Genomic DNA, 11387 nt, shown 5'->3' with positions numbered 1-11387 from the left:
GCTGATGCGCATGCGCCCAGCCGCTGTCACGCTGCAGTCCACCTCTACCGTGCCGCCTGTGCGGTTGTACTTGATGGCATTGGAGAGCAGGTTCACCAGCACCTGCTTGAGCCGGGTCCGGTCGGCCAGCACACAGGCGGCGCCGTCAAACTCGCCAAACGTCATGCGAATACTCTTTTGCTGGGCCAGCGGCTCCATCATCGACTGGCAGTCCAGCAACACCTCATGGAGTGCTGTGGGCTCCAGCAGCATGGAGAGCTTGCCCGACTCGATGGAGGCGAGGTCCAGAATCTCGTTGATCAACTCCAGCAGGTACCAGCCCCCGCGCAGAATCTGGTCGATGCTGGCTTTCTGGCTGGGTGAGGGGGCGGGCGAGCCGGAGTCCATCAGCTGGGCAAAACCCAGGATGGCGTTGAGGGGGGAGCGCAGTTCGTGGCTCATGCTGGAGAGAAAGTCAGATTTGGCCAGGTTGGCCTTGTCTGCCATCACCCTCGCACTTTCCAATTCAGCGGATACACGTTTTCTAACCGTGATGTCCCGCAATAGACCGGTGAAAAACCGTTGTCCACCCAGTTGCATTTCGCTTACCGTCATCTCAAGGGGGAAAACGCTGCCGTCCTGGCGTTGTCCCTCAAGTTCGCGCCCGGCGCCGCTTTGATACAGACCGTCGTGCGTGGGTACCAAGTCGCGGATGTTCTTGCCGATCACCTCGGCCGCGCGGTAGCCAAACATCCGTTCGGCTGCGGGATTTGCCGTCTGAACCACGCCATCGCTGGCCCGCACCGTGACGATGCCGTCGGCCACCGTGTTGACAATCGTCTGCACCAGTTCAGAACTGTCACGCAAGGCCTGTTGGGTGGCATTTTCCAGTGTCACATTGCGGATGACCAGCACCGCACCCACCACCTGGTTTTCACGGTCACGAATAGGCGCGCAGCTCTGAGCGATATCGCATTCGCCACCGGTGTGTGAGATCAGTACTTTGTGGTTGCTCAGTGCATGTATGGTGCCGTTGGCCAGGGTGTCGTCAATCAACACATGGACCGGGCTGCGACTGGACTTGTCGACAATGTGCAAGACCTCGTCAATGCGCAGTCCGAAGGCCTGCGCCTGGGTCCAGCCCGTGAGCTTTTCGGCAATGGGATTCATGAGCGTCACGCAGGCTCCGGTGTCGGTGGCCATCACCGCATCACCAATTGAATTCAGCGTCACTGCAAGCCGCTCCTCGCTGACTTGCAAGGTGGTGTTGGCCAGCATCAGTTTGTCATTGGTGGCCCACTGCAAATCGAGCAAATGCTGCGTTTCCAGGTGAATCATGTTCTTGATGCGCTGTTGCGATTCGCGGTAGATCAAATAGGCAGCGGCCAGGGCAAAGGCCAGCGTGAGTGCGGTCGCTGCGATGATGATGACAAACAGCCCACTCATCTTGAGTTGAAACTGGACTTCCTCCTGCTGGAGCGCGGCTTCATGTACCTGAATGAACTGCCTCATGCCAAGCCGTACAGCCGCCAAGGAGTGCGCATCTATCTCCGGCCCTGTGGGTGCAAACGCCTGGTCAATCAGCGGTTTGAGTGCCATCATTGGTTGCTGCTGTGCGCTGTCCAGGGCCACACGCCTGAGTTGTTCAAACCGGACCTGCACATCATTTCGTGCTGCCACAAACGACTTGAGGTCAGCCTCTTCCTGGGTGGACAGGTAAATGCGCTGACTGGTCTGGGCGTCTTTGAGCGCGTTCAGCAATTCATGGGTACTGCCCAGCAAGTGGAAGGTTGACTTGCGCGCCTGGTCCGCATGCTGGATCTGCCGGAAAGACCAAAACGAGACTGACACGCCCAGGGCCAACAGCAGGGCTGCGGTAACAAGCCAGGCGACAGTTCTATTAATAGCTTTCAAAAAGGAGTACCTGTTTTCCCGACGACATTTCAAATAGGAACCAGCCGGGGCTCATGCTATCGGGCGGAAGGGATATTCTTCGTTCGATAGCGCACATAAGGCACTGTTTTCAGCCTATGTACGCAGGCGCACAGAAGAATGTGATTGAAAGGCCAACAATGGAATCTCGCCCGTGCCAGCACCTGTTCAAGGTGTTTCACGACTTGATTTTCAGGATGGATTTGGAGAAATTACCATGAACATGACAAAACGATTTTCTCGGGTGTTGCCCGCTGTGCTATTGCTGACGGCCGTTGCACTGGGCGGCTGCGCCGGTATGACCCGAAGCGAAAAAGCCACGGCCACGGGTGCCGTGATTGGTGGTGTTGCGGGCAACGTGTTGTGCGGCGGCGTTCTTTGCACCGGTGCTGGTGCGGCGGTGGGCGGCGTGATCGGTCACGAAGTCGCCAAGTAAGCCGCATGTGCCTGCCCCTGCGCAGGTTGAGGTGCTGGCTGCAAAGCCTGCTCTTGGTCTGCGCGGTCAGCGCGCCGTTCGCCGTTACTGCGAAAGCGGACCCGGGCGTCGTCCTGCGTGAAACTTATGGCGCGATGGACGCACTGCTGCGTCAGAACCCCTTCAAACGCGAGTTGGTGGTGGCTTCTGTTGAAACACCCAATCAACTGAAGGGCGATATTTACGCCGTTGTCGACTACCCTTTTTCTGTGGTGAACGCTGGCCTGAATGACCCGGGCCACTGGTGTGATGTGATGCTTTTGCACATCAATACCAAGTACTGTCGTGCGACGATTGCCCCCGCAGGCACGACGCTGAAAGTACATATTGGCAAAAAAACGCCTGAAGAACTGAGCAAGGCTGCGCGGCTGGACTTTAGCTACAGCGTGACATCCACCACACCGGATTACCTGGAAATAACTCTGGGTGCCAAGGCAGGACCATTGGGCACGAGCGACTACCGCATCGTGCTTGAAGCGGTGGCCCTGCCCAATGACAAAACATTCCTGCACCTGACCTACGCTTATTCGATGAATTTTGCGGGTCGGCTGGCAGTACAGACGTACCTTGGCACGCTGGGTCGCGGCAAGGTCGGGTTTACCGTGGTGGGCACATCGGCAGCTGGTCTGCCCGACTTCATTGGTGGTGTACGTGGCATGGTGGAGCGCAACACCATGCGTTATTACCTGGCCATTGATAGCTACCTGGCTTCCTCGCGTGAAGCGCCAGCGCTGCAGTTCGAAAAGCGGATGCAAAGCTGGTTCAGTGCCGTCGAGAAGTACCCCCGGCAATTGCACGAAATGGACCGTGCTCAGTACCTTGACATGAAGCGTGCAGAAAACCTGCGTCAGCAAACCGTGTATTGACTGCCCGATCGATCACAACAACCCGCGAGAAACCGATGAACAAATGCCCTCATATGACGACAGCCGCTGGTACCCCGGTGGCTGACAACCAGAACACCCAGACGGCAGGTCCCCGTGGTCCGGCGCTGATGCAGGACTACCAGCTCCTGGAGAAGATGGCGCATTTCAACCGCGAGCGGGTGCCTGAGCGAGTGGTGCATGCCAAGGGCGCTGGAGCGCACGGCACGTTCACCGTGACGGGTGATATTTCCCGTTACACGCGCACCAAGCTGTTTGCCAAAGTGGGCAACACTTGCCCCATGTTTGGACGATTTTCCACCGTGGCCGGCGAAATGGGTTCCGCCGATACCGCGCGCGACCCCCGCGGGTTCTCCTTGAAGTTTTACACCGAGGAGGGCAATTGGGACATGGTCGGCAACAACACGCCGGTGTTCTTTGTTCGCGACGCACTCAAATTTTCCGACTTTATTCATTCACAAAAACGTGACCCCGCCACCGGGCTGCGGGACAACACCATGCAATGGGATTTTTGGAGTCTGTCGCCAGAGTCACTGCACCAGGTCACCACGCTTTTTTCGGACCGTGGCATCCCGGCCAGCCTGCGTCATATGAACGGTTATTCGAGCCACACCTACAGCCTGTGGAACGACGCGGGTGAACGGTTTTGGGTCAAATGGCACTTCAAAACCCTGCAGGGCATCAAGACGCTCACCAACGCTGAAGCGGCGGACATTGCCGGGGTCGATCTTGATTACCACCGCCGCGACCTGCATGACGCCATTGAACGCAGCGACTTTCCGCGGTGGCAAGTTCAGATCCAGATCATGCCGGAGGCCGAGGCGCAGACGTACGCCATTCATCCGTTCGACCTCACCAAGGTGTGGCCGCATGCCGACTACCCGCCCATGGATGTCGGTATTCTGGAACTCAACCGAAATCCTGAAAACTACTTTGCCGAGGTGGAGCAGGCCGCGTTCGAGCCCGGCAACATGCCGCCGGGCATGGGCGCATCGCCCGACAAGGTGCTGCAGGCCCGGTTGATGTCCTATCCCGATGCGCATCGCTATCGCATTGGCATCAACTATGCGGCCTTGCCCATCAACAAGCCGCATGGCCCGGTGAACACTTACCACCGCGACGGCCAGACCCGTTTTGATGGCAATGGTGGCGGCACAGTCAATTACGAGCCCAACAGCTTCGATGGTCCGGTGGATGACCCGACCGTGCAGGAGCCCCCTTTGAAGCTATACGGAATGGCAGGGCGCTTTGACCATCACGATGGCAATGAGGACTACAGCCAGGCCGGTGCCCTGTACCGTTTGATGAATGAAGACCAGAAGGCGCAGCTGGTTGGCAATCTGGTGGGGGTGCTGAAGACGGTGCCCACCTTCATTCAAGAGCGGCAAGTGGCCCATTTCGTCAAGGCGGACCCGGACTACGGACACCGCGTGGCGGTGGGCCTTGGCATCCTGGGCGTCAAGCCCGCATAGTCACGACGCCGATCAACCCCTTGAAGGAGAAAAACCGATGTTACGCAGCATGAAAGACTTGAAGAAATATGCCATTCAGGCCACGGATGGCGTGGTAGGCAATGTGAAAGATTTTTATTTCGATGACCGGGTCTGGGTGATTCGTTACCTGGTGGTTGAAACGGGTTCCTGGCTGTCGAGCCGCAAGGTCTTGATCTCGCCCGTGGCCGTCGGCACGCCGGACTGGTCGCAAGAAGTGTTGCCCGTTTCGATGACGATGGCGCAGGTCAAGGACAGCCCGGATATCGACACCGACAAACCGGTGTCCCGCCAGCACGAGATTCAGTACCTCGGGTACTACGGCTATCCCTACTATTGGGATGGCACAGGCCTTTGGGGTGACGAGATGTACCCGAACATGACAGCGCCAGGCGCTGCGTTGGCCACCACAGAGGTCTCGCAGGCGGTGGACAATCCTCATCTGCGCAGTTTCAACGCGGTCACCGGCTACAGCATTCATGCGACCGATGGTGACATCGGCCACGTGGAGGGTTTGTTGGTGGATGAAGAGACCTGGGCCATTCGGTACCTGGTGGTCGATACCAGCAACTGGTGGCTGGGCCATCAAGTGCTGGTTGCGCCACAATGGATTCAGAGCGTGAGTTGGCCGGACTCTACTGTGTCGGTCAACCTGACGCGCCAGGCCATCCAGGACGCGCCCCCTTACGACCCGGCAGCAGGGCTTGACCGGGCGCAAGAAATCAGTACCTTTAACCACTATGGACGCGCTGGCTATTGGGCCGAGCAGCCCTGAACTTTGAACAACCCCACAAGGAACCATGAAACCCATGACAAGCACAACACCCAGCCTGTTTGACGCCGTTCGCGTCGGTGACCTCCAGCTCGCCAACCGCATTGTGATGGCGCCACTCACCCGAAACCGGGCCCCCGATGCCATCCCGACCCCGCTGATGGCGGAGTACTACACCCAGCGCGCCAGCGCGGGCCTGCTCATTTCAGAGGCGACGGCCATCAGCCAGCAGGGGCAGGGCTATTCCGATGTGCCGGGCCTGTATGGGACCGAACAACTGGACGGCTGGAAGCATGTCACTCAGAGCGTGCATGCGGCGGGCGGCAAGATCGTGGTGCAGTTGTGGCATGTGGGCCGGGTGTCGCACACCGATTTGCAAGCTGAGGGGGCTCAGCCCGTGGCACCATCGGCCATCACGGCGAAAACCCAAACCGTGCTGATCAAGGACGGTGTGCCCCAGTTTGTACCAACCTCGGCCCCGCGTGCGCTGCGGGCAGAAGAATTGCCCGGCATCGTGCACAGCTACCAGGCTGCTGCCCGCAATGCCGTGGAAACCGCAGGGTTTGATGGCGTCGAAATCCATGGCGCCAATGGTTACCTGTTGGACCAGTTTCTGAAAAGCGGTTCCAACCACCGCACGGATGATTTTGGTGGCAGCATTGAAAACCGGGCCCGCTTGCTGCTGGAAGTGGTGCGGGCGGTGACCGGCGCCATTGGTGGTGGGCGCACCGGCATTCGCCTGTCGCCCGTGACCCCGGCCAACGACGCCTTTGATTCAGATCCGCAGCCCTTGTTTGACTATGTGGTGCGGGAGTTGGCCCCGCTGCATCTGGCCTACATTCACATCATTGAAGGTGCCACGGGCGGCGCCCGCGAATTGCCAGATCGCCCCTTTGACTATGCGGCACTGCAGACTGCTTACCGAGAGGCAGGCGGCAAAGGGGCCTGGATGGTGAACAATGGCCTGGACAAGGCTTTGGCCGAACAGGCGCTGGCAGACGGTGCTGAACTGCTCGCCTTTGGTCGCCCGTTCATTGCGAACCCTGACCTGGTTGAACGACTGCACCGGGGCGGGTCATTCAACGTTGGCGACCGCACGACCTATTACGGCGGTGGTGCCAAGGGTTACACGGACTATCCCGCGCTACCTGGGTAAGGTTTGCGGTGTGACCGAGAGTCCTTGCTGAACCACGGTGATGTGGTTCATGACACGGTTGACGCCGGGTGTGCCCCAGGCTGATTGTCCGGCGAGTGCCCGTTCAATCGGGCTGTGAACAATGCCGGTCAAGGTCACTTCGCCGCCTTCAACGATCACACAAATGTTCTCCTGCGCGTGGCGCTTCAGGTCGGCTTCGATGTCCGACCTGACGGCCCCAAATGACAGGGTGTGTTTGATGGTGATTTTGTTGGTCACGCCGGTGACGCCCATCAGGAAGCGGACCGCCTCGGCGGCGTCTTTTTTCTGGAATTGAAGGTTGACTTCGCCCGTCAGGGTGACCCAGCCCTCTCTCACGTTCACCTTGATGGCATTTTTAGGCCAGTGCGTGAGCCAGAGCATCAGGTTTTCTGCCGAACGCGTGATGTTGGCGTCGCTGTGCGTCTCGGGATGGGCGAGATGTTGAAGTGGCATATGTGCTTGCATGGCCGACGCTCCGTCTAGGGTGGAGCTTGACTATGCTGGCTGCGCACCACTTTATCTGTGCGGTGGCACGCTTTGAGCCAGGGTGTTCACGGTCGGCCTGTTCCGACCGGGGCTCAACTGGGGCGCTGGTCCCGCAACATATCGTGCCGGGTGTGCGGTGCCAACTTCCCAGACAAGGTGAGTGACAGGCGTGTGACCAACGAGTGTGACTGTGTCTGAGGCGCGTGAATCGGCATGATCAGCAGCCACACCGCCACCAGCACAGGCACCTGGCGCCCGATGGCCGCGCGTGGGAGGTTGGCCTGCACCAGGGCTGCAACGCTGACGGCGCCACCCAGCAACAGACCGGCAATCACTTCAGACCAAGAGTGCGCGCCAACTTCAATGCGCGAAATTCCCACCAGCAGAGCCAGTGCAAAACCGCCCGCCAAGGCCAGCCGTTGCGCGCCGCGCGGTGCGTGTGACGCCAGGGTGGTGAATAGCAAGGGGTAGACGGCCGCCGCAAACATGGCGTGGCCGGAGAAACCCGTGAAGTCAATCGCGGATATGCCAATGCCCCAACCAATGAACGCTACTTTGCTGGCTGTTGTGACCAGCGTGGAGCCCAGAAGAAACAGGACCCAGAACCCGGCCAGGCGCCGTGCATCGGGCCGCCAGAACAGGGACACCAAGGCCAGCGCGGCCGCGGGCAACAGGATTTGCATCTCACCCAGGCGGGTGAGCAGGTGCCAGAACGGGATGCCAACCGGTGTGTCGGGGCTCATGGGGCCGTCCGCGGTGGGGTTGGTAGAAGGGGGGTCCCGGCGCGACGGCTTTCACGCAACATGAAAAGATACAGGCCTTCGACCTTGTCACGAGCCCAAGGGGTTTTGCGCAGGAATTTAAGGCTCGACCCCACGCTGGGATCGCTGATGAAGCAGCGCACCGGGATGCGTTCACCCAGTCCCACCCACCCGTAATGGGCCACCAGCGCAGTGACGATGGCCTCCAGCGTCAGCCCGTGCAAGGGGTTGTGCGCCTGCGTGGCCATCTTGGCTGCGGGTTGTTCGGGGGGGGAGGAGGGGTCTTGCATGGTTTGATTTTCGCATCTCAGGGTGTCGCCACTTGTAACCGAATAAAAAAGCACTGGTTTATGAAATTAGGCCTAAATAAGCCGCCAGTTCTGCCGTTAAGAAAGATACGAACATAAAAATTACCCTCTTAACCCTACCGGCTTGACCCATCATGCAACTGCCTCCCATTGAGCGAATCTCCCATCCGAGGCCATCTGGCGCGGAGGCGGTGTCCGTGGTGGTGACCAAGGTTGCCGCTGTTGCCCCGGTCCATCCGGTGGCGAGGGACTCGCAGTCGACCGCACCCACGCCCAGCGTGATCAACCTGGTCAATCAAACCAGCAAACCGGGTTCGAACGATCCTGTTTACAGCAATGTCGCGGACCCCATGCGGCGCGTGCTGGACCCACCCACCGAGCCCCGAGACTGGACACTGCACAAACCGGCGCCCGAGAAGGCGGAGAACCCGGCACCGGAGCCGCTGTCAAAAGTGTTGATGGCACACATCAAGTCCATGTGGACGGCCAGTGCCAGCGCGGTGACCGTTGAGCCTGCCAAAAATCCGGTGGAGGCGGATCAACTGGAGGTCGTCGCCAAGTCGGGGGCATTGGCCGCAGAGCCACTCACTTACTCACCCGGGAAAATCACCAAACCCGAAAAAATGTAGCGGTTTCCCCTAACATTGGGGGGATGCACACGACCGCACTTGTACTTTTTTCGGGTGGACAAGACTCCACCACTTGCCTGGCCCAGGCGCTCAGCAAATACGAGCGGGTGGAAACCATCGCCTTTGACTACCGGCAACGCCACCACGTCGAGCTTGAAGCACGCGTCAAGGTCTTGTCCGAGATTCGCCGCCAGTTTCCCCAATGGGCCACCAAACTGGGTGAAGACCATCTGCTGGACCTGGCCGTATTGGGTGAAGTGAGCGAGACCTCACTGACGCGCGACACCGCTTTCAAGATGGAACAAAGTGGTTTGCCCAACACCTTTGTGCCCGGACGCAATCTGCTTTTTTTAACGCTGGCGGCCGCCGTGGCATACCGGCGTGACCTGCAGGTGATGGTCACGGGCGTTTGTGAAACCGATTTTTCAGGCTACCCCGATTGCCGCGACGACACCATCAAGGCCATGCAACTGGCTTTGTCACTAGGCATGGACAAGCGCTTCTTGATTGAAACCCCGTTGATGTGGATCGACAAGGCCGCCACCTGGGCCCTGGCCTACGAGCTGGGGGCCCAGTCGGGCAGCGCCCAGGGCGGGCAAGCGCTGGTGGATTTGATCATCGAACACACCCACACCTGTTATTTGGGTGACCGTGAACACCGCCACTCATGGGGCTACGGCTGCGGCACCTGCCCGGCTTGCGAGTTGCGGGCCCGAGGCTACGAGCGTTTCTCGACCAGCTTGTAGCGCGCGCTGGCGCCTTCGGGCTGCTTCTCCAGTTGCCACTGATGGGCATGGAACGCGGCAACACTGGGTCTGTGTGCTATTGAAATAATAGCACCTCCCGCACTACCTACCTGGGCTAGAAGCCTTTTATATATAAATTTCTCTGTGGCTTCGTCCAGCGCACTTGTGGCCTCGTCGGCAAACACCCAGGCCGGTTTTTTCAACAGCACACGGGCAATGGCCAGGCGCTGTTGTTCGCCGCCCGAGAGCTTCTGGCTCCATGCATCCGATTGATCCAGCTGGTCTGCCATTTGCGGCAGCAGGGCGTCACTGAGGGCCTGGCGCAGTTGCACGTCGGTGTAGCGGGTGGGCGCGTCGGGGTAGGCCAGTGCATCGCGCAGTGGCCCATTGGGAAAATAGGGACGCTGCGGAATGAACATGGCGTCCAGCGGCCGGGTCACCGTGCCGCTGGCAAAAGGCCAAATACCTGCAATCGTGCGAAACAGCGTGGACTTGCCACTGCCCGAGGGCCCCTGCAGCAGCACACTGTCGCCCGGCCCTGCATGCAGCGCCGTACCCGCCAGCAGTACCGCCCCGTTGGGCAGTGCTACCGTCAAGTCATGGGCGTCAAGTGCTACTGAATTAGTAGCTGCTTGCGCACGACTATCAAGGGCTAGAGCCGTAAAAGATGCTTCAAAACTGGTGAGGCGATCGGTTGTGGCACGCCAGCTGGCCAGGCTGCTGTAGCTGTCCACAAACCAGCTCAGTGCACCCTGCACCTGACCAAAGGCGCTGGAGATTTGCATCAGCTCGCCGAGCTGGATCGCACCGCTGAAAAAACGCGGTGCAGCCACCACAAACGGAAACACCACGGCGGCCTGCCCGAAAAAGCTGGTGAACCAGACCAGGTTTTTCTGCGCCTTGATCAGCGCCAGGTAATTGGCCAGCACGCGCGAAAAGCGCAGCTCCAGCTGCGCCCGCTCCACGGTTTCGCCCTTGTCCAGCGCGATCGATTCGCTGTATTCGCGCACCCGCACCATGTGGTGACGGAAATCAGCCTCGACGCGCTGCTGCTCAAAATTCAGCTTGATCTGCGGCCGCCCGATGTAGTGCGTGAGCACGCTACCCGCCAAGCAGTACAGCACCGCCATCCAGACCATGAAGCCGGGAATGTTGTACGCGCTGCCATTAACGGTAAAAGCAAACCCGCCCGACAGGCCCCACAAAATGCCGACAAAGCTGGCCAGCGTGACCACGGCGTTGAGCAGCCCCATGGTCAGGGAAATCGTGTAACTGGTGAACTGGTTGATGTCTTCCTGAATCCGCTGGTCGGGGTTGTCGGGGTTTTTGGCGTCGCCGTTGGGCTGGACGGTGAAGCGCGCCAGCTCCAGCTGGTAAAAAGCGTGATTGGCGAGCCAGCGCTGCAGATAGTGGCCCGTCATCCAGGCGCGCCAGCGCATCTCCAGCAGTTGGGTGAGGTAAAACTTGTAGACCGCAATGATGATGAAGGCGAACGCCAGCCAGGTGAAACGCCCCAGTTGTGCCCAGAACACTGTGGCATTTTTCTCCTGCAGCGCGTCGTAAAACAGCTTGTTCCAGTCGTTGAACAGCACCGCCATGTAGACCAGGCCCAGGTTGAGCGCGATGATGGCCGCGAGCAGACCACGGGCTTTCAACTTCTGATCAGACTGGAAGTAGGGCTTTGTCAGCGCCCAGGCTTGGGCAACAAAGGTCTTGAACGCATGGAGTTTTTGATGCAGGGTCATGGG

At 59.4% G+C, this 11387-nt stretch carries 12 protein-coding genes; 7 read left to right on the top strand and 5 right to left on the bottom strand.

Features of this window, described 5'->3' with window-relative positions:
• The coding region (locus tag AC097N_RS20315) for a PAS domain S-box protein (protein ID WP_479583892.1) at positions 1-1893 on the bottom strand (1893 nt) is incomplete at its 3' end.
• 235 nt (positions 1894-2128) lie between these two features.
• Between AC097N_RS20315 and AC097N_RS20310 the strand changes: the two genes are divergently transcribed.
• From AC097N_RS20310 to AC097N_RS20290, 5 genes are read left to right on the top strand one after another with little or no spacing between them, the layout of a single operon-like run.
• Positions 2129-2347 (top strand): hypothetical protein, encoded by a 219-nt coding sequence (locus AC097N_RS20310; protein ID WP_479583891.1) that lies wholly within the window; start codon positions 2129-2131, stop codon positions 2345-2347.
• A gap of 5 nt (positions 2348-2352) precedes the next feature.
• Positions 2353-3252: a hypothetical protein gene (locus tag AC097N_RS20305; RefSeq protein ID WP_479583890.1), complete on the top strand. Its 900-nt coding sequence runs from the start codon at positions 2353-2355 to the stop codon at positions 3250-3252.
• A 35-nt stretch (positions 3253-3287) separates the two neighbouring features.
• On the top strand, positions 3288-4742 hold the full coding sequence (locus AC097N_RS20300; RefSeq protein WP_479583889.1) for a catalase: 1455 nt from the start codon (positions 3288-3290) through the stop codon (positions 4740-4742).
• Between the two features lie 37 nt (positions 4743-4779).
• Positions 4780-5535 carry a PRC-barrel domain-containing protein gene (locus AC097N_RS20295; RefSeq protein ID WP_479583888.1) on the top strand — a complete coding sequence of 252 codons (756 nt, stop codon included), beginning with the start codon at positions 4780-4782 and terminating at the stop codon, positions 5533-5535.
• Positions 5536-5569: 34 nt separating this feature from the next.
• The gene (locus AC097N_RS20290) at positions 5570-6688 is read left to right on the top strand and encodes an alkene reductase (RefSeq protein ID WP_479583887.1); all 1119 of its coding nucleotides are present in this window, start codon (positions 5570-5572) and stop codon (positions 6686-6688) included.
• Here the strand turns inward: AC097N_RS20290 and AC097N_RS20285 are convergent.
• From AC097N_RS20285 to AC097N_RS20275, 3 genes are all read right to left on the bottom strand, one after another.
• Positions 6677-7174, bottom strand: a complete 498-nt coding sequence (locus AC097N_RS20285; RefSeq protein ID WP_479583886.1) for a BON domain-containing protein — start codon at positions 7172-7174, stop codon at positions 6677-6679. The two genes, AC097N_RS20290 and AC097N_RS20285, sit on opposite strands and share 12 nt — an antisense overlap.
• A 113-nt stretch (positions 7175-7287) precedes the next feature.
• Positions 7288-7938, bottom strand: a complete 651-nt coding sequence (locus tag AC097N_RS20280; protein WP_479583885.1) for a phosphatase PAP2 family protein — start codon at positions 7936-7938, stop codon at positions 7288-7290.
• On the bottom strand, positions 7935-8246 hold the full coding sequence (locus AC097N_RS20275) for a VF530 family protein (RefSeq protein WP_479583884.1): 312 nt from the start codon (positions 8244-8246) through the stop codon (positions 7935-7937). Before AC097N_RS20275 ends, AC097N_RS20280 begins: the two co-directional genes overlap by 4 nt.
• A 152-nt stretch (positions 8247-8398) precedes the next feature.
• On the opposite strand from AC097N_RS20275, the gene AC097N_RS20270 reads away from it, so the two are divergent.
• Together AC097N_RS20270 and queC are read left to right on the top strand one after the other, a co-directional pair.
• Positions 8399-8893, top strand: coding sequence for a hypothetical protein (locus tag AC097N_RS20270; protein WP_479583883.1), 495 nt, complete (start codon positions 8399-8401; stop codon positions 8891-8893).
• A 23-nt stretch (positions 8894-8916) separates the two neighbouring features.
• Entirely contained in the window at positions 8917-9639 is a 723-nt protein-coding gene (gene queC, locus AC097N_RS20265; RefSeq protein ID WP_479583882.1) for a 7-cyano-7-deazaguanine synthase QueC, read from the top strand.
• On the opposite strand, the gene AC097N_RS20260 is transcribed toward queC, so the two are convergent.
• On the bottom strand, positions 9612-11384 hold the full coding sequence (locus tag AC097N_RS20260; protein ID WP_479583881.1) for an ABC transporter ATP-binding protein/permease: 1773 nt from the start codon (positions 11382-11384) through the stop codon (positions 9612-9614). The two genes, queC and AC097N_RS20260, sit on opposite strands and share 28 nt — an antisense overlap.
• Positions 11385-11387 lie beyond the last annotated feature (3 nt).

It is taken from the genome of Rhodoferax sp. LS1R11 (genome assembly GCF_056521395.1).
Note: the sequence above shows the minus strand (reverse complement) of the source record. Positions and strands in the feature narration are given on the sequence as shown.

Excerpts from the sequence above, each read along its gene's own strand:
- AC097N_RS20310 (WP_479583891.1), top strand. The coding sequence starts at position 2,129 with ATGAACATGACAAAACGATTTTCTCGGGTGTTGCCCGCTGTGCTATTG.
- AC097N_RS20305 (WP_479583890.1), top strand. The coding sequence starts at position 2,353 with ATGTGCCTGCCCCTGCGCAGGTTGAGGTGCTGGCTGCAAAGCCTGCTC.
- AC097N_RS20300 (WP_479583889.1), top strand. The coding sequence starts at position 3,288 with ATGAACAAATGCCCTCATATGACGACAGCCGCTGGTACCCCGGTGGCT.
- AC097N_RS20295 (WP_479583888.1), top strand. The coding sequence starts at position 4,780 with ATGTTACGCAGCATGAAAGACTTGAAGAAATATGCCATTCAGGCCACG.
- AC097N_RS20290 (WP_479583887.1), top strand. The coding sequence starts at position 5,570 with ATGACAAGCACAACACCCAGCCTGTTTGACGCCGTTCGCGTCGGTGAC.
- AC097N_RS20285 (WP_479583886.1), bottom strand. The coding sequence starts at position 7,174 with ATGCAAGCACATATGCCACTTCAACATCTCGCCCATCCCGAGACGCAC.
- AC097N_RS20280 (WP_479583885.1), bottom strand. The coding sequence starts at position 7,938 with ATGAGCCCCGACACACCGGTTGGCATCCCGTTCTGGCACCTGCTCACC.
- AC097N_RS20275 (WP_479583884.1), bottom strand. The coding sequence starts at position 8,246 with ATGCAAGACCCCTCCTCCCCCCCCGAACAACCCGCAGCCAAGATGGCC.
- AC097N_RS20270 (WP_479583883.1), top strand. The coding sequence starts at position 8,399 with ATGCAACTGCCTCCCATTGAGCGAATCTCCCATCCGAGGCCATCTGGC.
- queC (WP_479583882.1), top strand. The coding sequence starts at position 8,917 with ATGCACACGACCGCACTTGTACTTTTTTCGGGTGGACAAGACTCCACC.
- AC097N_RS20260 (WP_479583881.1), bottom strand. The coding sequence starts at position 11,384 with ATGACCCTGCATCAAAAACTCCATGCGTTCAAGACCTTTGTTGCCCAA.